The organism is Pararhizobium sp., from assembly GCF_035497515.1.
Taxonomy (GTDB): Bacteria; Pseudomonadota; Alphaproteobacteria; order Rhizobiales; family Rhizobiaceae; genus Pararhizobium.
Genome location: NZ_DATJDJ010000152.1, coordinates 1 through 22,279, shown reverse-complemented (window position 1 = coordinate 22,279; position 22,279 = coordinate 1). Strand labels below are relative to the sequence as shown.

The following is a 22,279-nucleotide window of genomic DNA, read 5'->3' as shown; positions in this document are numbered from 1 at the left end:
ACGGCCATGTGGGAGCATCTATGTTCGATATCCGCGACTTCATCGATGATGTGGCACGCTCGGTTGCGTTTCTCAGCCGCATCCACATGCCGCAGCGCCATTTCGTCAATTTCGACGGCCGCCTCAGCCGGGCCGTCCGCGCCTTTCCGATCGCGGGGCTGTTGATCGTGCTGCCGGCGGCGGCGATCGTATCGATCTTCACCGCCATCAACGCGTCGCCCCTGTTCACCGCCTTCGTCGCTGTCGCCATCCAGGCGCTGATCACCGGCGCCCTGCATGAGGATGGACTTTCCGACACGGCAGACGGCCTTGGCGGCGGCAAGACCAAGGAAAGCGCGCTTCTGATCATGAAGGACAGCCGCATCGGCTCCTATGGCGCAGTCGCCCTCATCCTGTCCTTCGGCCTGCGCGTCTCCGCCCTGTCGGCTGTCCTGCCGCTGGTGACCCCGAGTGGCGCCGGTCTCCTCGTTCTGGCAACGGCGGCGCTCAGCCGCACGGCCATGGTCTGGCACTGGTCGCGCCTACCGCCCGCCCGGCGCGACGGCGTGGCGGCTTCCGCCGGCCAACCGGACGCCTCATCGGTCACGGCGGCGCTGGTGATCGGCGTGGTTTCAGCGGCCCTCCTCCTGTTCCTGTCCGGCGCGTCGCTGCTGTCGGCAGTGCTGGCCATCGCGGCTTTTGCCGCAACCGTGCCCGCCTTCAGCGAAATCGTCGACGGCAAGATCGGTGGCCATACGGGCGATACAATCGGCGCCACACAACAATTGACGGAAATCGCCGTTCTCGCCGCCCTTGCACTGGCCCTCTGAAACGCCGATATAGTTTGAAACTGCTCTTCAGTCCGGACGCCACGCCTCCATGGAATCGCCCTGCATTCTCGTCTGTTCGATCGACATGAAAACCGGATATTGCTTCGGCTGCGGTCGCACCAGCGACGAGATCGGCGCCTGGACGCTCTACACATCGGAAGAACGCCGCTCCATCATGGCAAGCCTGCCCGCGCGGCTGGAAACGGTCGAACGCAAGCCGCGCCGTGAGACACGCCGGACGCGCATGGCACGCGAACGGGTAGGAAACGAATAATGCGCTTGATATTCGTATTCGCTGCCCTCGCTATTGGCTTCCTCGTGCTTCTCTACAATCATCAAAACGGCAAAATTTTCGGGCTGACCAACGACGAATTTGGACGATTGGTGATGCTTGGCATTGTGGGCGCGGTGATAGCTGCAGGCGTAGTGCGTCGCGACGAGCTTGGAACCAAGGTTCGCAGCTTTGGTCTGTGGGTTCTTATCGTCTTGGCCTTGATGGCCGCCTACATCTATAGGTCAGACCTCGAAAACGTCAGCAGCCGAATGATTGCCGGTATCATTCCCGGCCGGGCCACGGTGTTTACCGACAGCGAGGGCATTCAAGAGGTGGTGCTGCACAAGCTGCAAAATGGTCATTTCGAAACGAATGTCGCAATCAACGGGCGCTCGGTGTCGATGCTGGTGGATACTGGGGCAAGCAGTATCGCATTGTCCTGGGAAGACGCCATGAAGCTCGGCTACAGTCAGAGCGACCTTTCCTTCACGCAATTCGTTACGACTGCCAACGGTGTTGCTCTTGCAGCACCGGTAACGCTCGCCGAAGTCTCGATCGGCCCGATCGTGCGTAAGGACGTCAAGGCCATGATCACGCAGGACGGGATGCTCGACCAGAGCCTGCTCGGCATGAGCTTCCTCTCGACACTGGATTTCCTGCAGATGCAGACGGATGAATTGCGGTTGCGGGATTGAGGTCCTCTCCCCTTGCGGGAGAGGATACAAAATCAACACCTTAGCCGCAGGCTAAGTGTTAGATTTTGTTGGTGAGGGGATCGTTCCTGTTTCCGGACCTACCCCCTCTCTTGCAATTTCCAGCACTTAGCTCAAACTAAGATGCTGAAATCGCTTTCTCCCCGCCAAGGGGGAGATAGGCCACGGCCTACTCAATTCCGTCGATAGACCGCCCGAAAAATCCATATCGACGGCGTCTCAAGCACCGCCAAAAACGCGATGATGATCGCGAAGCGTTAGCCGGCTTAGCTATGACCGCCGAAACGGCGCCAGTATTGTCTCTAAGACAGCAGGATTTTCTTCCAGCAAATCCTTTTGAATGCTCATAAATCGGCCCGGCCAGATCTCTGTATTTTTGGTTTTCTTGGACGCATCTCTAACAAGGTTCTTGTAGAACAATTTCAATTCGTCCGAAGGGCCGACATGAGTGCCGTGATAATTGACAAAAAAACTTTGATAGGAGACCGACAGTTTGAAGATGGTCTTATCCGAAATCTGGAGAGGCACCGTCCGCAGTGTCAGATGACCGTCCCCCGCAAATTGATCAACGGTATATCTTGAGAAACCGCTCTTTGGCTCAATCCATTTGATCAAAAAACCTTCTTTGGAAAAGGAGCGGGATTTTACAAAAAATTGCGGCGAGCCCTCATCAGACGGTCGTGCAGTTCGGAAACATCCTCGACCAAACTGCTCTTATCGTGGATGGCGATGCTCGCTATGGAAAAAACGGCAATGAGGATATCCATCAACCGCTGTTCAGCAACGGCAAATTCAGTCTCGGCCATCGGTATATCCAGCTATCGAATCGAACACCGCTGAAGCCGGATTGTCCCTGACCTCAACATTTCAACAAGCACCCAATCAGTTCCGCAGCCGATACCCCGTCTTAAATATCCACGTCAGCAATCCCATCAGCACCGCCAGAAACCCGATGATGATTACGAGGCTGATCACCGGATTGACGTCAGCGATTTCGAAGAAGCTCCAGCGGAAGCCGCTGATCAGGTAAAGCACCGGGTTGAAATGGCTGACCGCCTGCCAGAAGGGCGGCAGCATGTCGATCGAGTAGAAGCTGCCGCCGAGGAAGACGAGCGGCGGGATGACCAGCATCGGGATCAGGTTCAGCTGCTCGAAATCCTTGGCCCAGATGCCGATGATGAAGCCGAACAGGCTGAAGGTCACGGCCGTCAGTACGAAGAACAACAGCATGACGAACGGATGGGCGATCGACAGATCGACGAACAACCAGGCGGTTGCGAGGATGATCAGGCCGATCATCATGCCCTTGGTCGCCGCCGCCCCGACATAGCCGAGCACGATCTCCGTCATCGACACCGGCGAGGAGAGGAGTTCATAGATCGTGCCGGTGAATTTCGGGAAATAGATACCGAAGGAACCGTTGCCGATGCACTGCGTCAGGAGCGTCAGCATGATCAGGCCTGGCGTGATGAAGGCTCCGTAGGACACTCCTTCGATCTCCTGGATACGCGACCCGACGGCAGCGCCAAAGACGATGAAATAGAGCGAGGTGGAGATGACCGGGGAAACAACGCTCTGCAAAAGCGTGCGCCGGGTGCGCGCCATCTCGAAGAAATAGATCGACTTGACCGCTTCGAGATTCATGCCTGCGCTCCCACCAGTTCCACGAAAATATCCTCGAGCGAACTCTGTCGCGTCGAGATGTCCTTGAGCCGGATGCCCGCCTCAGCCAATGCAGTCAAAAGCGTCGTGATGCCGGTCCTCTCGCCAGACGTGTCGTAGTCGTAGATCAACGAATGCCCCTCGTCCTCGATCGTCAGAGTGTAGGAGGACAACGCCTCTGGAATGGCCGCGATCGGCTCGGCGAGATCGACGCGCAACTGCTTGCGGCCGAGCTTCTTCATCAACTCCGTTTTCTGCTCGATCAAGAGGATCTTTCCGCCGTTGATGACGCCGACGCGGTCGGCGATCTCCTCGGCCTCTTCGATGTAATGGGTCGTCAGGATGATGGTGACGCCGGTCTCGCGCAACGTCTCGACCACCTTCCACATGTCCTTGCGCAGGTTGACGTCGACGCCCGCCGTCGGCTCGTCGAGAAACAGGATGCGTGGTTCGTGGGAGAGCGCCTTGGCGATCAGCACGCGGCGCTTCATTCCACCGGAGAGCTCGCGCAGCATGTTGTCTTTCTTGTCGTAGAGCGACAGATCCTTCAGCACCTTCTCGATATGCGCCGGATCCGGCTTCTTGCCGTGCAGGCCGCGCGAGAAGGAAACCGTGTTCCAGACCGTCTCGAACTGGTCCGTCGTCAGTTCCTGCGGCACAAGGCCGATGATCGACCGCGTCGCGCGAAAATTCCTGACGACGTCATGGCCGCCGACCAGCACCGTGCCGCCGGACGGATTGACGATGCCGCAGATGATCGAGATCAGCGTCGTCTTGCCGGCGCCGTTCGGCCCGAGCAGCGCGAGAATCTCTCCCTCCTCGATATCCAGGCTGACATTCTTCAGCGCCTGAAAACCGGATGCATAGGTCTTCACGAGATTGGAAACGGAAACGATGGGGGCCATGAAACGGGATTCCGGAGGGGACGGGTGCGGAAGGAGTGCCTTATATGGGGCGTCCCGCAGCGAATTTCAGCTGAAAAATGAGAAAGAATCGAAAAAAAATTCGCACCCGACACAGGCACCCACGATCCCCGCATCTGTCATCAAACCGTGACGGTCATATCGCATGTTCGCTTCGTGGAACACATTCTACGCTCGTATGATTTGCACGAACCGATCCGCAGTCCCCCCTTCGGGCAGGTTCATTTCGGCCGGCGCGATGCCGGCCATTTTTTTGCGCATCCAGGCGTCAGTCGCAGTGGCGGTAGCCGGACTTGCGGCTTCTGAGGTCGAAGTGGAAGTGGTCCTTGTGATGCGGATCGCTGCCGGGGCCGAGCACGGTGTTGAAATATTTGCAGCTGTCGCTGCGTACCGCCTTGAGCAGTCCCTTTTCGCGGAAGGCGAAAAAGCCGGGCTTGCGCACGTCGATTTCCTTGCCGGAATTGAGCACGAACTTGCCGACGTCGATGGCGTTGCCATGGGCGTGTTCCGACATCGGATTGCCGCGCCGCGAGTTCATCGTCCGACAGGAGTAGCCGCCGAGCGGCTTGATCTGCTTGATGCCGGAGAGGTAGCGATAGCGTGCCGATGGCGCCAATTCGTTCTTCACCCACTTGGCGAAGGCTTCCGTCACCTCGCAATTGAGCTTGACCGCCGGCTTGACCTCGATGCCGCCTGACAGGCCCGTAAGCTCGACTGGATAATCGATGCCGCAGGCCTTGCCGTTGGAAATGCGCGGGATGTCGGTGAATTCGACTTTGAGCTTCTTCAGCCGCTGCCGGCAGGCGACTTCGGAGGCCGGCATGCGGCCGGTGAAATCCGGCTCGGAAACCGGGTTTTCGGCGCGCGGCAGGAAAGCGACCTGCCGCTCCTCCTGTACCTGACGCTTCTGCAGCATGACGCGTTGCTGCTGGTCAAGGAACTGCGCCTTGCGCGCTTCCTCGGCGGCAATCTTCTCCGGGCTCAGCGGCGGCAGGTCGGGATCGTAACCCGGATCGGCATCGACAGCGCCTTGAGATGCCTGCTGCCCGCTCAGGAGCGCGACATTCTCACTGCCGATACCTCCGACGACCGGCTGGCTGGCGTTGCCCTCGGCGATTTCACGGTTCTGCTCCTCGGCAAGACCGACAACCGGTTGCGATGCCGGCGCGACACCCAGCATCGCATCCATGTTGACGCCCTCCGGCGGCACGGTCATCGACTGCGTCGCACCGAGCGATTGCCGGCCGCCATTGTCGGGCTCGCTGTCAATCATCGGCAGGCGCTGGCTGGTCGCCTGCGCCCGCGAATCGACAGGCACGGCATCGTCAGAATTTTCCGAGAAGGTCGCGACCGGCGCTTCCTGTACAGGATAGGCGGCTTCGCGCGGCACCCGCCCCTCGCGCACCGGAGGAATGGCGCTGACCCGCGCGGATGAATCGATCCGGGCGGACGGGCTCAAATCATCGGTCGAGCAGCCAGCCATCGAAAGCGACAGCACGACAGCCAGTACCGGCCGACGGAAAAGGGAAACATACGCCATACCTGATTGCCGCCTCTAAAGATGCATCGAAATGCATCATCCGCACTCGCCCCACGCCTTCTCCAGCCTGCTTGCCGCCTGTGTCGAAAGGCGGGCGCGGGCCGCGAAAGGCCGTCATGGCTGAGGATTTTATGCAAACAGGGTAAACGAAGCCTTTCGGCACCGGTACCAGCAATGGCATGCTCGGAGGGTTCGGTAAGCCGCCCCTACCGCATCTCCAGCAGCAAGGCCCGGTGATCGGACACTTCCGGCTGCGCCACGGCATCGAACGAGATGACCTCCACGTCCGGCGTCACCAGCATGTAATCGGCGTAACGGCCCGGCTTCATATAATAGGATGTCCGTGTATCCGTGTGGCCGCGCGGCACGACGAGATCGGTCAGCCCCAGTTCTGCAAGGGCGGGAAACATGGCGCTATCGGGCAGGATGTTGAAATCGCCACAGACGACCAGCCGCTCGTCGCCCGGCCAGATGCGACGGATCAGCGCCATCAGAGCCCTGGTCTGAGCGTCGCGTGCCGGCGTGTCGCCCTTGCCGGCCAGATCCCGCAATCCATGCATCTGCGCGACGGTGATCGCGAAGCCGTCGTCATAGTCGAACAGCCGCAGGCACTGCGCGTTGCGGGCCCGCGGATGTGGTCCCCAGCCATCCGGCGAAAACGCGCCAAGGACGAAATCCGTCGCCTGACCGATCACCGCCAGCGATTTGCGCACGAAGGTGGCGAGCCCGAATTCCGAGAAAACCGGTGTATCGCCATCATGCAGAAGCCCGCGTGCGGTGGGTGCGAAAAAAGCCTGGTGGTCAGGCAACAGGGCGGCGATCTCTTCGAACAGCGCGGCCCGCTGCGGCAGTTCGACATCGATATCGCGATAGGCGAGCCAGCCAGCCGGCCTGTCCGGCGTACGCACCACTTCCTGCAGGCAGAGCACATCCGCATCGACACGAGCGAGATAGTCGACCAGCGGCTCATGCAGCCTTCCACCCCAGGTGTTCAGCGAAAGGATGCGCATTGCATGGATCCCGAGATCATGGAAAAGAAGCCGCCTCCCGAGATGGAAGACGGCCTGGCTTCAACAAAAGTCCGGCCTTACTGGCAGGGATTGTTGTCGATCACGCGAAAACCTTCCGCCTCGGCCGTGCAGGCATTCGGGAAGGTCTGACGCTGGCGGCCCTGACGGGCGCAGACCGGTGCAAATTCCCGCGTGCAGGCCCGCTGCGGACGGCTTTCGGGATTTCGGCCCGGCCGGCTTTCCGGTGGGCGCATGTCCCTGTCATCGACCGGCCGCGTATCCGCACCTCGGCATTCACGGTTGGAAATCACCCGGAACCCTTGCGCTTCAGCCATGCAGGCATTCGAGAATGTCTGCTCGCGCCGACCCTGGCGCGCGCAAACCGGATCATATTCGCGGGTGCAGACCTGCGGCCGATCATTGCCAAAATCGGGACGCTCCGGGCGGCACTCGCCGCGCCCGACGATGCGATAGCCGTCGGCTCGCGCCTGGCAGGAATTGGAGAATGTCCGGCGCCGTCCGTTATCGCTGGCGCAGACCGGATCATATTCCATCGTGCACATCTGCGGGAAAGACGGCTCGGGGCGAGGACGCGGACCACCACCGCCCTCATCGACAACCGTGCAGGCCGTGAGTGTCGCCAGCGACAGCGCAGCCAAAGCGCCGATGCGGATAAGGGCGCGTTGAAACGGCACCATGAAAAGTCCTCCCTTTGGATGAAGGCGTCTCCCGTTTTCATGGGATCGGCCGCCGCAACTCCTTGAATCACAGCGCCATTCTCCCGGCAATTGGAGCAGCGTCAAGGCGCGTAACGCAAAATCGCGATCCGGTTTCGGGACAATGCGGCAGCGCCAGGTGTCGGAACCCAAGAAAAAGCCCGCGTCCTTTCGAACGCGGGCAATCGGCATTTCCGTCTTTTGAATGATCAGGCTGCGCGGCTGTAGCCCTTCTGGCTTGCGTCGCCGGAGAGGCGGAAGGTCTGCAGCAGGCTCTTCAGCTCGCGGCTTTCCTGCGCCAGCGTCTGGCTCGCCGCCGTGGTCTCCTCGACCATCGCGGCGTTCTGCTGGGTCATCTGATCCATGCTGTTGACGGCGGTGTTGACTTCCGCCAGGCCGGTCGCCTGTTCGCGGGCCGCCGTTGCAATGGACGCGACATGCTCGTTGACGCGGTTGACCAGGCCCTCGATCTCCATCAGCGCGTCGCCGGTCGAGCGCACCAGCGACACGCCGGTCTCGACTTCGGTGGCGGAATTGCGGATCAGTTCCTTGATCTCCTTGGCCGCACCGGCGGAACGCTGCGCCAGTTCGCGCACTTCCTGCGCCACGACCGCGAAGCCACGACCGGCTTCGCCGGCACGCGCCGCCTCGACGCCGGCATTCAGCGCCAGAAGGTTGGTCTGGAAGGCGATCTCGTCGATCACGCCGATGATCTGGCTGATCTTGGTCGACGAACCTTCGATCCTGCTCATGGCGGCGACCGCATTGCGCACGATGTCGCCGGACTTTGCAGCGCTTCCCTTGGTCTCGTTGACCATTTCGCGCGCTTCGGAAGCCCGTTCGGAGGCGCTCCTGACCGTCGAGGTGATTTCGTCGAGGGCCGCGGCCGTCTCCTCGAGTGCAGCGGCCTGCTGTTCGGTCCGGCGCGACAGGTTGTTGGCCGCTTCCGAAATGTCACCGGCGCTTTCGTACACCACGTCGGTCGACTGGGCGATCGACTGGATGACGCCACGCAGCGCGTTGACCGCCGTGTTGAAGTCGTCGCGCAGCTTGGAATATTCCGGCGCGATCCGGCCAATTTCCGCCGTCAGGTCGCCGCTCGCCAGCTTTTCGAGCGCTCCGCCGACTGTGGCCATGGCATCGGCCTGTGCCTGGGCGCCGGATTGCAGGCGATTTTCGTTGATGCGGCGCTCGTCGTCGAGACGATTCTGCTGCTCGGCTTCACGTTCACGCAGGCCAATGCGCTCCTTGACCGAATCGCGCAGAACCACCAGCACGCCGGCCATCTGGCCGATCTCGTCCTTGCGGTCGGTCTCGGGAACATCGCCGGAAACATCTTCGTCGGCGATGGCGCGCATCGAAGCCTTCAGGCGCTCGACCGGGCCGACGACACTGCGCACGATCGAGAGGGCGGCAAGCAGGATGATGAGAGCCGCAACCGCGCAGATGACCGCGACCCGGATCAGTCCCTCGCGGAACATGGCCGCCAGGTCATCGGCATAGACGCCGGTACCGACCACCCAGCCCCAGGGCGCAAAGCCGGCCACATGCGAATATTTCAGGACCGGCTCCTCGGCGCCGGGCTTCGGCCAGTAGTAGTCAACAAAGCCCTTGCCGGAAGCCTTCACCGTATTGGCGAATTCGACGAACAGATGCTTGCCGTTCGGATCCTTGTTTTCGGTCAGATCGGTGCCGTTCATCGCCGGCTTGATCGGATGCATCACCATCTTCGGATGCATGTCGTTGATCCAGAAATATCCGCTATCCTGGTAGCGCATCGCGCTGATGGCCTCGATGGCGCGTGCCTGCGCATCCGCTTGACTGAGCGTGCCGGCTTGCTGCTGTTTGTAATAAGCTTCGAAAACGGTCACCGCGTTCTCGTTCATGGCTTCGAGCATGGCCTTGCGCTGTGCCACGAGCTTGTCCTGCTCCTGGAACAGGCCGAGCGTCATGACGGCGGCCATGGTCACAAGCGCCAAAGCCACCAGCGCATAAAGGCGCACGGAAATGCGGAAATATTTCATTGAACCCAATCCCCCCTCAAATCTTCGTAAGGCGAAGGATACGGACCGGAATTTGCCAACTTCCTAACGGATGACTGCTAAAATTGATGTGTTTTCGCTTACCTTCCGTTAAGGTTCAATCCAGGGATACATCCTCCCCGCCATCGGCGAATATCAGAAGTTGTCATTGGCCGTGGAATCCTCGTGGGGGCAGTGCTGGCAATCGTTTCCGCCCCCTCCGCCCGGGCGGCCGAAACATGCAAATCCTGCCCGTTATGATCATCGGCGCCCGTTGCCGGCGGATATTTCAGCCTGCTGCATATTTAAAGTGCTACAGCGACCTTCGCGCGTCATATTTGCCGCGCGGCGCTGTAGGGTCTTTTCCGATCCCGTCCCCTCGGGTTACATCGGATTCGAACGGAGATGATGGACATGACCAAGCCGAACGGCGACCTGACCTTACGCACGCTGGCAATGCCGGCCGACGCCAACGCCGCCGGCGATATCTTCGGCGGCTGGGTCATGGCGCAGATGGACCTGTCCTGCGGCATCCGCGCCGCCGAGCGCGCCCGCGGGCGCGTCGTCACCGCCGCCGTCAAGGAAATGGCCTTCGAAATGCCGGTGAAGATCGGCGATACGCTCTGTATCTATACCGATGTCGTCAAGGTCGGCCGCACCTCGATGACGCTGAAGGTCGAGGCCTGGGCCCAGCGCTATCTCTCCGACCGCATGGACAAGGTCACCGACGCGCTGTTCGTCATGGTGGCGCTCGACGAGAACGGCCATCCGAAACCGGTTCCCCCGGAAGCCTGAACCCAGCCAGATAGCGAGGGACCCTAGCGATGGAACAGCCCGTCGATCCGCAAATCTTCTCCCATATCCGCGTTGTCATGGGCATGGTCATCAGCCTGTCGATGGCGCGGCTTCTGAGCGGGCTCGCCATCTTCGTCCAGCACCCCGGCAAGACCAGGATCTACTGGCTGCACCTCGGCTGGGTGCTCTTCATGTTCCTGTACCTGATCTATTTCTGGTGGTGGGAATACCGGCTGCACATGGTGCCGGTGATCGACTTCAGCGTTTATCTGTTCGTCATCGCCTATTGCTGCATCTTCTTCTTCCTCTGCGTCCTCCTGTTTCCGACGACCATGGAGGATTACAGTGGTTACGAACACTATTTCATGTCCCGCCGCGCCTGGTTCTTCGGGTTCCTTGCGCTCGCCTACACCCTCGATCTCATCGACACCGCGCTGAAGGGCAAGGCTTATTTCCTGTCCTACGGGCTGGAATATCCGCTGCGCAACGCCGCCTATATCGCCCTGTGCATCATCGCCGCGATCATCCCGAACAGGCGCTTCCACGCCGTCTTCCTGATGGCCGGCCTCACCTATCAGGTCATCTGGATTTTTCGGGCGTTCGATCTTTTGGATTGAGCGGACAGCCCCGCTACACCGACTTGAGATAGATCGACGACCGGTTGAAATCGAGACCGGGGAAGATCGTGCCGGTCAGGCTGCCGGGCGAGATGTCGAACTGACGGTGCAACATCGCCGCCGCCAATTCGCGCACGTCGCCGGTCGGCATCAGGTCGCGGCCGTTGAGCAGGCTGGCCTCGTCCAGCCCCGGCCAGCGGCCGATCACCTTGCCGCCGTCGATGCCGCCGCCGGCGATCACCGCCATGCCGCCGGTGCCGTGGTCGGTGCCGCCGGAGCCGTTTTCATGCACGGTGCGGCCGAATTCGGTGATGGCGACGACGATCGTCTGGCGCCAGACATCCGGCGACAGGGTCTGGCGGATCGTCTGGATCGCGGTCGTCAGTTCCGCCGCCGGCGCCCTGAAGGCGTTCTTCTGGCCCGCATGGGTGTCCCATCCGGTGATCGAGAAACTGGCGATGCGGTAATCCTGCATCAGCATGCCCGCCGCCAGCCGCGCCACGTCGGCGGCCCGTGCGCCGCGCTTGACGTCGGCATAGAGTGCATCGGCGGAAAAATCGGTGGTACCGGCATCCGCCATTGCCTTCGCGAACGGGGGATCGTTGCGGTAAAGCCGCTCGAAGAAGTTCCGTTCGTCCGTCTGCATTGCCAAATCGGTGCGCGGCGACCAGACCTCGACATCATTCACGCCCGACAAGAGAAGCTCGGCCGAACTGTTGACGTCGATGGCTTTTCGCGACGAGGCGGAAGGGATGGTCGACAGCGCCCGGTTCAGCCAGCCGGTCTTTTCGTCGCCGACGCTAATGCCGCCATTTTCCAAAACGTCCTGCCCGTCGAAATGGCTGCGGGCGTCACGATAGGGCGTCGAGACCGATTGCACGAAGCTCAGTTCACCGCGCTTCCACAGAGGCAGCAGGTCCTTCGCATGCGGATTGAGCCCATAGAAGCCATCGAGATCGATCAGGCCCGTATCCGGCGTCATCGCCAGTGTCGGGCGATAACGCCGCAACAAGGGATCGCCGTAAGGCTGGACCAGATGCAGCCCGTCCATGGCGCCGCGCAGGATGATGGTGATCAGCCGCTTGTCGCCGGGTGCTGCGGCCAGCGTCATCGATGTCATCAGCGGTGCGGCGGCCGCACAGCAGGCCGAGGTCAGGAAAGCGCGGCGGCTGATCGTCATCCGGTCTTTGCTCTCCATCGGGCCTATCTCCTGTTGAATTCCGGCGACGCCAGCACGAGTGCCAGCCCCATCTGCCGATTGGGCGCCTTCGAGACGATATCGATCGTATCCTGCCGGGCCGCATCCCGCAGCGCTTCCCGCAGAAAAGTGCGCGGATCGTGGTCGCCACCCAGTCTGGTGGCCGCCAGCCGCGCCCAGGCAATCCTGTCGGCAAGCGGCCCGCCGGCGATCCAGGCGGCAAAACCGTCGTCGAACCCGGCCGGGCTCGGCGGCCGCCAGAGCGGCTGCCCGAGCCGGGCCACGGCCTGCACGGTCAGCGGGTTGGGCCGCACCTTGCGGATCGATGGATCGGCCGGCATCGGATCGACATTCTCCGCCTGCGCCGGCTTCATCCCCTCATCCATGGCAGGATTCGCCGACCGCGGTTTGGTAAGGCCCAGATCACGCATGGCATCCTCGTCCGCCCCCAGCGCCCGCAGGCCGGACACAACATAATCGAACGGCAGCTTGGCCTTCTGCCCCTCATCATGCCAGCTTGCCGGATGCTTCAGCATGGCGGCATAGACGGCGGTCAGATCGCCATCGTTGCGCTCCCAGGCCGTCGTCATCGCATCCACGACTTCCCTGGGCGGCACGTCGGCGAGGAAATGCCGGGCGATCTTGTGACAGATATGTCTGCGCGTCTCAGGCGCCGCGACAAGATCCTCGATCATGCCGCCGATTTCGCGCTGGCCGCGCCCATCGCCACCATATGTCTTGCCGAACACCGTGCGCTCGCCGGGTTCCGCCATGTTTACCGCATACCGCGCCCGATACGTCCTGCGATCGACGGTCATGCCGGTGAGGATGAAGGCGGCATTGCGCACGTCCGACTGGTCATAGCCGCTGCCGGCGCCGAGCGTATGCAGTTCCAGCAGTTCGCGGCCGAGATTCTCGTTGAGTCCGGTCTTGCGCTTCATCCCCAGCGGCGAGGACGGCCCGAAGGATTTCACCTGATCGAGATAGATCAGCATGGCCGGATGCAGCACCGCCGCCTTGACCAGATCGGCAAAGCGGCCGGCCATATGGGGCCGGATCGCCTCGGCCTCGTAGACCGACACCAGCAGCCGCGCAAAGTCTTCCTTGCGGGAACTGACGCTGAAATGATTGAGCCAGAAGGAAGCCAGCCGCTCGTTGAAGCCGTTCGGCGACAATACGGCCTGCATGAAGCGGGCATGCTCGTCCTTCGCCAGCGTGTTGTTCAGGCCAGTCAGGAAGCGAACACGATATTGGCGTTTGGTGACATCGTCGACGGTCTTGTTGAACTCTCGCAGGGCTGCCAGTTCGGCGACCGCATCGGAAATCCGCTGCCGCCCGGCGGCAAGTCCGCCCGCCGGAAAAACGGGAGGCGCGCGAAGCCCGGCATCGAGCTGCATGAGGATGTCCTCGACATTCTCAGGTGGCACCTGCCCCGGCCGAAAACCCGTGCCGAAGCGTATCGCCGCCATGGTTGAAAACGTCAGACTCATCGGCCCTTGCCCCTTTCATCCCGGTCAGGAATAGAGAATGCTTGTGGCAATTCTGCGGATCAACCGAAACCTTGCGGAAATTTAACCTTTGAAGACGAAGGCCGCGCCGCCGGCGATCAGGCAGAAACCGATGGCATGGTTCCAGGTCAACGATTCCTTCAGCCAGAACACCGAGAAACCGGCAAAGACCACAAGCGTGATGACTTCCTGCATCGTCTTCAGTTGCGCCGCCGAATAGACGGTGTGGCCGATCCGGTTGGCCGGCACGGCAAGGCAATATTCGAAAAACGCGATTCCCCAGCTGGCGATGATGGCCATGTAGAGCGGCGAGGACGTGTATTTCAGATGCCCGTACCACGCGAAGGTCATGAAGACGTTGGACAGCAGCAACAGCAGGACCGGCCAGACGGCGGCCGCATTCAGCGAAAATGGCATTGGGCGAATCCTTGGAGACGAGGTGAACGGCGCGAAGCATGTACCTCCGTCAGCCGCGAGTTCAAGATGGATTCGTGGGGGATTGCCAGCCAATTGCATGCCATGACCAGCGAATGGCCAGCGATCCCGGCGCGGTGCCCGGAACGTCGGTCGATGCCGTGACTTGCGCCGCCGGTGGGCAGTCACGCTAACGGCTTTCTGGTGCCCTTATGGTGTTTCAGATTGCAACAGGAAAAAGAATGCAATTACGTTAGTGGAACAGAAGTCGCCCAGACCTATCTCCATGTGTTAATTCTAAGCAATGGACGTGAAGAACAATGCGAACTTCGTCATGCCGGCAGCAGTGGCAGCGCTGAACACACCCCAACAACTGAGCCCTGCCCTGGCGGCCGAGGTCGAGCGACAACTCGCCGGTCGAACGCGTGATATTCACCTCAACAAGGAACTGGCCGAACTGTTTCGGCAACGGTCGTGGCCACAGGCTTCCAAGATCATCCGCGCCTGGATGATTTGGGTCGCCGTCATCGATATCCTGACGCTGGGCATCAATGCCATCCTGCTCCCGGCGGAGACAGTCATGTCGATGTTTCTTCCCGCATTGATCGTTCCGCCGGTCGCTCTTGCGACAGCAGTGGCTTTCACCAGACCTGCATCTCTTCGGAAGCGAAGACTTACGGCTCTTTCGGGCCTGTTTGTCATCCTCCTTTGCCTGGCCCGCTTGGGCGTCGATGCCGGTGCGGAATTTCATGAGCGGCACTTGACGATCATGCTCTTCGTAGCGGTGACGGCCATCATCATATTTCCACTTCCGCTCCTATTCGCCGTGGCGACAGCCGTTTTTTCGATTGGGCTCTGTCTCGTGTTTCAGCTCAAAAATCCGGCAATCGGGACCGGCAGCGCCCTTTCGGACACGCTGTTCTTCTCGATCGGCGTGCTCGCGACCGTAGTCGCGCGGCGAACCGCCAATATCCTCGCGCACAAAACGTTCCTGCTGGAATTGCGGGATCGCAATCGCCTCGCCGATCTCACCGACGCGAATACGCAACTTGAACGTCTCGCCGGAACCGATCCCCTGACCGGGGTTGCCAACCGGCGCTCCATGGGACAATCGCTCCACGCCTTCTGGACCGCTAATATCGGGAACGGAAAGGGCGTCGCCATGCTGATGTGCGATATCGATCATTTCAAGCGGCTCAACGACAGTCTCGGACATGCCGAGGGAGACCGATGCCTGGTCGCGGTCGCAAAGCTCATTCGCGCCTGCTTGCGGGATGGGATCGATCAGGTTTCCCGCTATGGCGGAGAGGAATTCCTGATCCTGTTGCCGGGATCCGATGAACAGGCGGCGAGAGCCGTCGCCGAAAGAATTCGCCGCGAGATTGAAGCCGCGGCGCTTCCCAATCCCGCCTCCAGCGTCATCCCGTATGTGACCGTGAGCATCGGCGTGGCGGTGCTGGCGCATAATTCCGAGGCCGTGTCGGCGGAGCGCCTGCAAAAGCGCGCTGACGTGGCGCTGTATCGGGCGAAGGAAAACGGGCGCAATCGGGTGGTGGTCTATGCGCCGGATGCCGGTCCCTGAAGCGTGTCGCGAATAGCTTGACGATCGGTCACGGATACCGCGCCCGCTCCCAGGGGCGATGATCGGATCAGGTTATGCCCTTTGTCAATTCGCCCCCGCGTCGTGCTGCGCTTTCGCCGCTTCCTCCATCCCGATCCGGCTGACGAGACGCGCGGTGACCAGCAGTGTCACCAGATCCCGGATCATCGGTGATACATGCCGGTCGAAATCGATGTCATGCGCAATGTCGGGCAGTTCGAAGAAGTTCCGCTTGGTCGGCACCAGCAGGAAGCATTCGTGGTTGGAGAGCGCAATGCGCACGACATCGTCGCGCCAGACGTCGGAGAGATAATCGAGCGCCTTGACCAGCGGCCCCTCGATCAGGGGTCGCGCGGCCATCGTGTTGTCGGTGCGGAATTCATGCGTCGCGTCGATCGTCGGGTCGTGGCTCTCGATGATGCGCAGGTCGCCCGTTCCGAACAGTTCCTGTGCGAATTTCTGCATGCCGGTCGGCCGCTTGGCCGCCGCCAGGATACCGGGAAACGGCCGGTCGAGATAGAAATGGAAGATCACGCCGTCGAACAGCGTCGTCTTGTTCTTGCCGCCGGTCTTCAGTTCCGCTTCCGACAGCATGAAATGCATGCCGTCGTACTGTCCCGAAATCGCATCGTCATGCTCCGCAACGCCGTATTTCAGCAGCGCCCATTTCGGAAACTTCTCCATGAAGCGCGGAACAAGGCCCTTGGTGTAGCGCATCTCCTCGACGAAGCCGAAGATCAGCGGCAGCATGCGATTGCGCAGGTTCTGCTGAAAATCCCGGACCGGCTTCATGCAGACATTGTAGAGCCCCCAGCCGATGCCGAACAGGATGGCGACCACCGCGCCCAGCCCTTCGCCCCAGCCAATCTCGTTGACCAGCATGAAGAAAACCGTCACGGCGGCGACGGCATAGACGCCCATGACGACCGTCAGCCGCCATTCCATCGCTCGCTCGAGGCGAGGCCGCGCATCGTTGTAGTCACCGATCGCCGTGCGCAGCGCAACCAGCGCCGCCTCGTCCGGCACCACCCTGGCTTCGTCGAATGCCTGATCGCTCATGAACACACCTCCTGTTCAAGGACGGCCGTCCCGCGGATTAAATTCGCGGGAACCGTCCATGCATTCATGCTAACATGATGGCACGGCGTCCGGAACGGGACGTCGGGCCGTCGCGGGCGAAGGGCGGTGGACCGTCTGCGCGCATCCGCGACAGGTCAAAAACTGGCAGTATGCCGCCCTCTCGTTGCCTTTTTGTACTCATCCACCCCTTCACTTTCGCCCGGACTCTCTCCATATTCCGCCCATGTCGAAAGCACCGAAAAAATCCCTCCGCCCCGCCCCCGACGGCTTCGAGGAAGCCCCGCAGGCCTCGTTCGAAGGCGCGCCCCTGTCGTTGCCCCCTCTATCGTCCAACGTCGCCGACTGGGCCGAGGAACTGCAGCGCATAGCCGAGGCCGAGACGATCGAGACCCGCCACGACGTCGCCTCCAGGGCCGGCAAGCACCGCAAGAAAGTCGAGATCGAGGCGCAAAAGGCGAAAACGGCAAAGGCCGGCGATGGGGTCACCGCCAGCCGCTCGGGTCGCGGCACCTCGATGGGCGGCAGCACTGACCCGAAAACCCGCGCCGCCGCCGGGCTCAACCCGGTTTCCGGCCTCGATATCTCGCTCGAGGAGGCCGGCAGCCTGGCGTCCTCAAGCGTCACCGCCACCGTCGAGGCTTTGTCGGCGCTGATCGAGAGCGGCAATCCCCTGTTCAAGGACGGCAAGCTGTGGACGCCGCACCGGCCTGCCCGCCCGGAAAAATCCGAAGGCGGCATCGCCATCCGCATGCAGTCGGATTTCGAGCCCGCCGGCGACCAGCCGACCGCCATCAAGGACCTCGTCGAAGGCCTGTCGAACGGCGACCGTTCCCAGGTCCTGCTCGGCGTCACCGGTTCGGGCAAGACGTTCACCATGGCCAAGGTGATCGAGGCCACCCAGCGGCCCGCCGTCATCCTGGCGCCCAACAAGACGCTGGCCGCACAGCTCTATTCCGAGTTCAAGAACTTCTTCCCCGACAACGCGGTGGAATATTTCGTCTCCTACTACGATTATTACCAGCCGGAAGCCTACGTCCCCCGCTCGGACACGTTCATCGAGAAGGAATCCTCGATCAACGAGCAGATCGACCGGATGCGCCATTCCGCCACCCGCTCGCTGATCGAGCGCGACGACGTCATCATCGTCGCCTCCGTCTCCTGCATCTACGGTATCGGTTCGGTCGAGACCTATACCGCCATGACCTTCCAGATGACGGTCGGCGATACGCTCGACCAGCGCCAGTTGCTCGCCGACCTCGTCGCCCAGCAATACAAGCGCCGCGACATGGATTTCCAGCGCGGCAGTTTTCGCGTGCGCGGTGATACCATTGAAATCTTCCCCGCCCACCTGGAGGATGCCGCCTGGCGCATCTCGATGTTCGGCGACGAGATCGACAGTATCACCGAATTCGATCCGCTCACCGGCCAGAAGACCGACGACCTGAAGAGCGTCAAGATCTACGCCAATTCCCACTATGTCACCCCGCGCCCGACGCTCAACCAGGCGATCAAGTCGATCAAGGAGGAGCTGAAGGGCCGTCTGGCCGAACTCGAGAAGGGCGGCCGCCTGCTGGAGGCGCAGCGGCTGGAACAGCGGGTCCGCTATGATGTCGAGATGCTGGAAGCGACCGGCTCCTGCGCCGGCATCGAGAATTATTCGCGCTACCTCACCGGCCGCCAGCCCGGCGAGCCGCCGCCGACTTTGTTCGAATATATCCCCGACAACGCCCTGCTGTTCATCGACGAAAGCCATGTCTCCGTCAGCCAGATCGGCGGCATGTACCGGGGCGACTTTCGGCGCAAGGCGACGCTGGCCGAATACGGCTTCCGCCTGCCCTCCTGCATGGACAACCGGCCCCTGCGCTTCGAGGAATGGGACGCCATGCGCCCCGATACGATCGCCGTCTCTGCCACCCCGGCGGCCTGGGAGATGCAACAGGCCGGCGGCGTCTTCGCCGAACAGGTCATTCGCCCGACAGGCCTGATCGATCCGCCGGTCGAGGTTCGCTCGGCAAAAACCCAGGTCGACGATGTCCTGGGTGAAATCCGCGAGACCGCCCAGGCCGGCTACCGCACGCTGGTCACCGTGCTGACCAAGCGCATGGCCGAGGACCTCACCGAATACCTGCACGAACAGGGGGTGCGCGTCCGCTACATGCACTCGGACATCGACACGCTGGAACGCATCGAGATCATCCGCGACCTGCGTCTCGGCGCCTTCGACGTGCTCGTCGGTATCAACCTCTTGCGCGAAGGCCTCGACATTCCCGAATGCGGCTTCGTCGCCATCCTCGATGCCGACAAGGAAGGCTTTTTGCGCTCGGAGACCTCGCTGGTCCAGACCATCGGCCGCGCCGCCCGAAACGTCGACGGCAAGGTCATCCTCTATGCCGACCAGATCACCGGCTCGATGAGCCGCGCCATGGAGGAAACCACCCGCCGCCGCGAAAAGCAGATGGCCTATAACGAGGCCAACGGCATCACCCCGGAATCGGTCAAGGCGCATATTTCCGACATTCTCGACTCCGTCTACGAAAAGGACCATGTCCGCGCCGATATCGGCATCAAGGGCGTCAAGGGCGGCGTCACCAGCCTGGTCGGCAACAACCTCGCCGCCCATCTCGAAGCGCTCGAAAAACAGATGCGCAACGCCGCCGCCGACCTCGACTTCGAAACCGCCGCTCGGCTCCGCGACGAAATCAAACGCCTCAAGGCCGCCGAACTCGCCGTCATGGATGATCCCATGGCACGGCAAGAGGCCAGGGCGATGGAAGGTGGAAGTACAAAGAAGAGCGGCAAAGCCAGCCGCGAGTCGATCTCCCCCCTTGTGGGGGAGATGTCCGACAGGACAGAGGGGGGTAGGCCCACCTCGACCTCCGAACTTGCCGCCATACCCCCCTCTGACCCTTCGGGCCATCTCCCCCACAAGGGGGGAGATCAACCCGGGCGCAGCCTCTTCGCCAAGCCCGATCTCGACAATATGGGACCGGGCACCGACATGACCCGCCCGGCCCGCAAACCGTCCACCTTCACCAAGCCCGCCCTCGACGCCATGGGCCGCGACATCGCCACGCCCGCCCGAAAGACCGACGACAGCCAGTCGCTGTTCCGCAAGAACAGCCTCGACGAAATGACCGTCGGCCGCACCGAAAAGCCGCTCAACACCCGCGGCAGCCTGCCGGAAAAACCCGACGCCGCCAAATCCAGCAAACGCTTCTCGCCGCTGCTGGAAGGCCAGCCGGAACGCGGGGTCCCCGCCAGCGACGACGCAAGGAGGAGCTTAAGGGCGGGGCAGACTGACTCCTCTTCTCCCCAGCGGGGAGAAGGTGCCCGCAGGGCGGATGAGGGCCCCACCCGCTCCGACGACCCCCGCCCCCTCCTCCGCGGCAAGATCGGCGCCGGCTCCTACGAGGATCCGGGCGAACAGAAACGCAAGGGAAGGACAAAGGGCAAGACAGGACGGCCGGGGCAGTGAACGGCGGCAAACCCCGGCGTTACCCCCTCACCTGCAATTTCTAACACTTAGCTGAAGCTGAGCGTTGAAATTGCTTCCTCTCCCACCAAGGGAGCCCGCCGAACGCCCAGATTGAAACAAGAGCCGACCGTAAACGCGGAGCCCTTACCTCTCCCCTCGTGGGAGAGGATAGTTCGCCCCAAGAGGCGAAGCCGATTGGCGAGGCGAACTTGGTGAGGGGGATAGCTCTAACCTATAAAAGAGATGAGACCGTCTGATTGAGAATGGATGCCGGTAAAGCGATGGAACTTGGCATAAACCTTGGCTTCTAAAGCGGATACCTTACGGCTGGTTTAGTCGTCCGTGGGCGATACGATTGTAGCAGGCAGACGTTCATAGGGCATCAAACCATCCTCTTCGTAGAGCGTAATAAGCTCCTGCCGCCGCCTTTCCTGCCCTTCGATAATACGACGTCCCTCTGCCAAAGCTTCGGGAGGAATATCCTTTGCCATTATCTCTCGGTATTGTTGTTCAAGTTGCGTCCCCACTCCATCAAAAGAGAAATCGTGTTGATAGCCCTTTTTGAAAACATACCGTAAAATGCCAGCAGAGTGTTTCGGCAGCGTTTTTCCAGAAAGATACTGTCGAAACAGCCAAAGCACTAGGTCGGCGATCTGAATTCCGGCGCTGTCTTTCGATGTCGAAACCTTAAACGTTGAACCAGCGACTTTTTGAAAAACGATTGTCTCGCCAGGACGATGGATGGGTTCATCTGAGGCATTCGAAAATATCCGATGCCATTCGGCTAAGGAGCCTTCAAACTGGGACTGACGATCATGAACAATCTCTTTCAGTGGGCGATTCCATCGTTTTGAAAATCCCTCCAAGCCATCTAGCAAATTTCCAAAAGCAACCATGTTAGGCATGTGTCCGTTTTTCGCTTGCCGGCCAGAAATAAAAATGTCGAGAGCTTGCGGATGGTCGCGAGCCCAAGACAAGGTCTCAGTTACAATCTGACGAGACTTTTGATCTTTCAGCATCGACACGCGTTCAAGAGTTGCATGGCAAATACCGGGAATCATTAAGCGCGCCTGTCGTTCATTACGCGCCATCAACATTTCCCAGAATTGCCGCGCAATATCCTCGGTAAGTAATGTTGCGACCTTGAAGCAAAGGATCAGCTTTAGCGGCCTGATATTGTAGGCGTTCCACGATGCGGCGGGATTTTCGCCTGAGTCAAAAAACGTATCAAAGAGCTTTGTTGCAACAAGATAACGCTTTTCAACTCTAGACAAGAAGAACCTAGCGTCGATTTTTTTCAGAAGTGAAAGGATTTCGGGCGCTAAGTCTTCGATCGGACCGAATCCAAGAACGGAAGCATGCAGAGAATCTAATCTATGTCGTCGGCAGATTTCGCGTATTGCCCTCGTGTAAAGCAAGTCGAAGTTAGTCTTTGTAATGAGTGCGCCGGTAAAAAAATCCGGTTGCGCCTCATCGAAAATATTGGAACCTGTGTTCCCGGTCTCATCCACAAATGCGAACACTCAATTTCCCAATCCTCATCCCCAAGCATATTTACATCATATAATTGATACGAACTTTCAACTTCAACCAGAATGTGTTTTAGAAGTTCAATTCTTTAGATTCCGCGAACTCTCGGAACAAAAAAACGATACATCCCCGCTCATCCCCGCCCCCATCCACCATGCCATACTCTCCCTCGTCCCGCCACGGATACACTGCCAGCCGTGGCAGCGAGGCGGGGCCGGCGCCGGGTTTGGGGAAAGGACGGAAGTCCCCATAGTCGGGGTCCAGGCGAAATTTCCCCTCCGCAGGCTGTTGCTGCTGCGGGCGTGCGATGCACAGAGGGCCGATAAGGCCGTAGCGGAAAAAGTGCGTGGGCAAAAACCGCCGAACGGGGCGCTGGCGAGAGCCACTTTCCCAC

The 22,279-nt window shown here is 60.7% G+C and carries 21 protein-coding genes; 7 read left to right on the top strand and 14 right to left on the bottom strand.

From position 1 onward, the window contains the following. Window positions 1–20: 20 nt before the first annotated feature. Genes VL202_RS15055 through VL202_RS15045 form a run of 3 tightly spaced genes read left to right on the top strand, consistent with a single transcriptional unit; the run spans window position 21 to window position 1,778 of the window. On the top strand, window positions 21–809 hold the full coding sequence (locus tag VL202_RS15055; RefSeq protein ID WP_325464906.1) for an adenosylcobinamide-GDP ribazoletransferase: 789 nt from the start codon (window positions 21–23) through the stop codon (window positions 807–809). Between the two features lie 49 nt (window positions 810–858). Beyond that, a complete protein-coding gene (locus tag VL202_RS15050; RefSeq protein WP_325464905.1) occupies window positions 859–1,083 on the top strand; it encodes a DUF1289 domain-containing protein in 225 nt (74 codons plus the stop codon). Next, on the top strand, window positions 1,080–1,778 hold the full coding sequence (locus tag VL202_RS15045) for a TIGR02281 family clan AA aspartic protease (RefSeq protein ID WP_325464970.1): 699 nt from the start codon (window positions 1,080–1,082) through the stop codon (window positions 1,776–1,778). Before VL202_RS15050 ends, VL202_RS15045 begins: the two co-directional genes overlap by 4 nt. Window positions 1,779–2,066: 288 nt before the next feature. Here the strand turns inward: VL202_RS15045 and VL202_RS15040 are convergent, their stop codons facing one another. The 8 genes from VL202_RS15040 to VL202_RS15005 form a co-directional block, all read right to left on the bottom strand. After that, entirely contained in the window at window positions 2,067–2,411 is a 345-nt protein-coding gene (locus VL202_RS15040; protein WP_325464904.1) for a hypothetical protein, read from the bottom strand. Window positions 2,412–2,440: 29 nt separating this feature from the next. Beyond that, window positions 2,441–2,602, bottom strand: a complete 162-nt coding sequence (locus tag VL202_RS15035) for a hypothetical protein (RefSeq protein ID WP_325464903.1) — start codon at window positions 2,600–2,602, stop codon at window positions 2,441–2,443. A 76-nt stretch (window positions 2,603–2,678) separates the two neighbouring features. Beyond that, window positions 2,679–3,440, bottom strand: coding sequence for an ABC transporter permease (locus tag VL202_RS15030; RefSeq protein ID WP_325464902.1), 762 nt, complete (start codon window positions 3,438–3,440; stop codon window positions 2,679–2,681). Then, entirely contained in the window at window positions 3,437–4,363 is a 927-nt protein-coding gene (locus tag VL202_RS15025) for an ABC transporter ATP-binding protein (RefSeq protein WP_325464901.1), read from the bottom strand. Before VL202_RS15025 ends, VL202_RS15030 begins: the two co-directional genes overlap by 4 nt. Window positions 4,364–4,649: 286 nt before the next feature. Continuing rightward, on the bottom strand, window positions 4,650–5,921 hold the full coding sequence (locus VL202_RS15020) for an extensin family protein (protein ID WP_325464900.1): 1,272 nt from the start codon (window positions 5,919–5,921) through the stop codon (window positions 4,650–4,652). Window positions 5,922–6,127: 206 nt separating this feature from the next. Beyond that, complete coding sequence (locus VL202_RS15015) at window positions 6,128–6,931, bottom strand: endonuclease/exonuclease/phosphatase family protein (protein ID WP_325464899.1); 804 nt, start codon at window positions 6,929–6,931, stop codon at window positions 6,128–6,130. 77 nt (window positions 6,932–7,008) lie between these two features. Further along, window positions 7,009–7,629 carry a Kazal-type serine protease inhibitor domain-containing protein gene (locus tag VL202_RS15010; RefSeq protein WP_325464898.1) on the bottom strand — a complete coding sequence of 207 codons (621 nt, stop codon included), beginning with the start codon at window positions 7,627–7,629 and terminating at the stop codon, window positions 7,009–7,011. Between the two features lie 227 nt (window positions 7,630–7,856). Continuing rightward, window positions 7,857–9,671 (bottom strand): methyl-accepting chemotaxis protein, encoded by a 1,815-nt coding sequence (locus tag VL202_RS15005; RefSeq protein ID WP_325464897.1) that lies wholly within the window; start codon window positions 9,669–9,671, stop codon window positions 7,857–7,859. A gap of 402 nt (window positions 9,672–10,073) precedes the next feature. Here VL202_RS15005 and VL202_RS15000 point away from each other — a divergent pair, with 402 nt between their 5' ends. After that, entirely contained in the window at window positions 10,074–10,463 is a 390-nt protein-coding gene (locus VL202_RS15000) for an acyl-CoA thioesterase (protein WP_325464896.1), read from the top strand. Window positions 10,464–10,492: 29 nt separating this feature from the next. Then, entirely contained in the window at window positions 10,493–11,080 is a 588-nt protein-coding gene (locus VL202_RS14995) for a hypothetical protein (protein ID WP_325464895.1), read from the top strand. Window positions 11,081–11,093: 13 nt separating this feature from the next. Here the strand turns inward: VL202_RS14995 and VL202_RS14990 are convergent, their stop codons facing one another. From VL202_RS14990 to VL202_RS14980, 3 genes are all read right to left on the bottom strand, one after another. After that, window positions 11,094–12,278: a DUF1501 domain-containing protein gene (locus VL202_RS14990; protein ID WP_325464894.1), complete on the bottom strand. Its 1,185-nt coding sequence runs from the start codon at window positions 12,276–12,278 to the stop codon at window positions 11,094–11,096. Between the two features lie 5 nt (window positions 12,279–12,283). Continuing rightward, complete coding sequence (locus tag VL202_RS14985) at window positions 12,284–13,768, bottom strand: DUF1800 domain-containing protein (protein WP_325464893.1); 1,485 nt, start codon at window positions 13,766–13,768, stop codon at window positions 12,284–12,286. 81 nt (window positions 13,769–13,849) lie between these two features. Continuing rightward, window positions 13,850–14,203 (bottom strand): DMT family protein, encoded by a 354-nt coding sequence (locus VL202_RS14980; RefSeq protein WP_325464892.1) that lies wholly within the window; start codon window positions 14,201–14,203, stop codon window positions 13,850–13,852. Window positions 14,204–14,504: 301 nt separating this feature from the next. Between VL202_RS14980 and VL202_RS14975 the strand changes: the two genes are divergently transcribed. Beyond that, on the top strand, window positions 14,505–15,782 hold the full coding sequence (locus VL202_RS14975; protein WP_414692871.1) for a GGDEF domain-containing protein: 1,278 nt from the start codon (window positions 14,505–14,507) through the stop codon (window positions 15,780–15,782). Window positions 15,783–15,866: 84 nt separating this feature from the next. Here VL202_RS14975 and VL202_RS14970 read toward each other — a convergent pair whose 3' ends face one another. Further along, entirely contained in the window at window positions 15,867–16,859 is a 993-nt protein-coding gene (locus tag VL202_RS14970) for a DUF3137 domain-containing protein (RefSeq protein ID WP_325464891.1), read from the bottom strand. Between the two features lie 244 nt (window positions 16,860–17,103). Between VL202_RS14970 and uvrB the strand changes: the two genes are divergently transcribed. Further along, window positions 17,104–20,355 carry an excinuclease ABC subunit UvrB gene (uvrB, locus tag VL202_RS14965; RefSeq protein WP_325464890.1) on the top strand — a complete coding sequence of 1,084 codons (3,252 nt, stop codon included), beginning with the start codon at window positions 17,104–17,106 and terminating at the stop codon, window positions 20,353–20,355. Between the two features lie 332 nt (window positions 20,356–20,687). Here the strand turns inward: uvrB and VL202_RS14960 are convergent, their stop codons facing one another. Both VL202_RS14960 and VL202_RS14955 read right to left on the bottom strand, forming a co-directional pair. Continuing rightward, window positions 20,688–21,878, bottom strand: a complete 1,191-nt coding sequence (locus VL202_RS14960; protein ID WP_325464889.1) for a DUF3800 domain-containing protein — start codon at window positions 21,876–21,878, stop codon at window positions 20,688–20,690. Window positions 21,879–21,957: 79 nt separating this feature from the next. Further along, window positions 21,958–22,279, bottom strand: a 322-nt coding sequence (locus tag VL202_RS14955) for a hypothetical protein (RefSeq protein ID WP_325464888.1), incomplete at its 5' end; no start/stop codon positions are given.

Coding starts and splice junctions, on each gene's coding strand:
- VL202_RS15055 (WP_325464906.1), top strand. CDS start 21: ATGTTCGATATCCGCGACTTCATCGATGATGTGGCACGCTCGGTTGCG.
- VL202_RS15050 (WP_325464905.1), top strand. CDS start 859: ATGGAATCGCCCTGCATTCTCGTCTGTTCGATCGACATGAAAACCGGA.
- VL202_RS15035 (WP_325464903.1), bottom strand. CDS start 2,602: ATGGCCGAGACTGAATTTGCCGTTGCTGAACAGCGGTTGATGGATATC.
- VL202_RS15030 (WP_325464902.1), bottom strand. CDS start 3,440: ATGAATCTCGAAGCGGTCAAGTCGATCTATTTCTTCGAGATGGCGCGC.
- VL202_RS15025 (WP_325464901.1), bottom strand. CDS start 4,363: ATGGCCCCCATCGTTTCCGTTTCCAATCTCGTGAAGACCTATGCATCC.
- VL202_RS15020 (WP_325464900.1), bottom strand. CDS start 5,921: ATGGCGTATGTTTCCCTTTTCCGTCGGCCGGTACTGGCTGTCGTGCTG.
- VL202_RS15015 (WP_325464899.1), bottom strand. CDS start 6,931: ATGCGCATCCTTTCGCTGAACACCTGGGGTGGAAGGCTGCATGAGCCG.
- VL202_RS15010 (WP_325464898.1), bottom strand. CDS start 7,629: ATGGTGCCGTTTCAACGCGCCCTTATCCGCATCGGCGCTTTGGCTGCG.
- VL202_RS15005 (WP_325464897.1), bottom strand. CDS start 9,671: ATGAAATATTTCCGCATTTCCGTGCGCCTTTATGCGCTGGTGGCTTTG.
- VL202_RS15000 (WP_325464896.1), top strand. CDS start 10,074: ATGATGGACATGACCAAGCCGAACGGCGACCTGACCTTACGCACGCTG.
- VL202_RS14995 (WP_325464895.1), top strand. CDS start 10,493: ATGGAACAGCCCGTCGATCCGCAAATCTTCTCCCATATCCGCGTTGTC.
- VL202_RS14990 (WP_325464894.1), bottom strand. CDS start 12,278: ATGGAGAGCAAAGACCGGATGACGATCAGCCGCCGCGCTTTCCTGACC.
- VL202_RS14985 (WP_325464893.1), bottom strand. CDS start 13,768: ATGAGTCTGACGTTTTCAACCATGGCGGCGATACGCTTCGGCACGGGT.
- VL202_RS14980 (WP_325464892.1), bottom strand. CDS start 14,203: ATGCCATTTTCGCTGAATGCGGCCGCCGTCTGGCCGGTCCTGCTGTTG.
- VL202_RS14975 (WP_414692871.1), top strand. CDS start 14,505: ATGGACGTGAAGAACAATGCGAACTTCGTCATGCCGGCAGCAGTGGCA.
- VL202_RS14970 (WP_325464891.1), bottom strand. CDS start 16,859: ATGAGCGATCAGGCATTCGACGAAGCCAGGGTGGTGCCGGACGAGGCG.
- uvrB (WP_325464890.1), top strand. CDS start 17,104: ATGTCGAAAGCACCGAAAAAATCCCTCCGCCCCGCCCCCGACGGCTTC.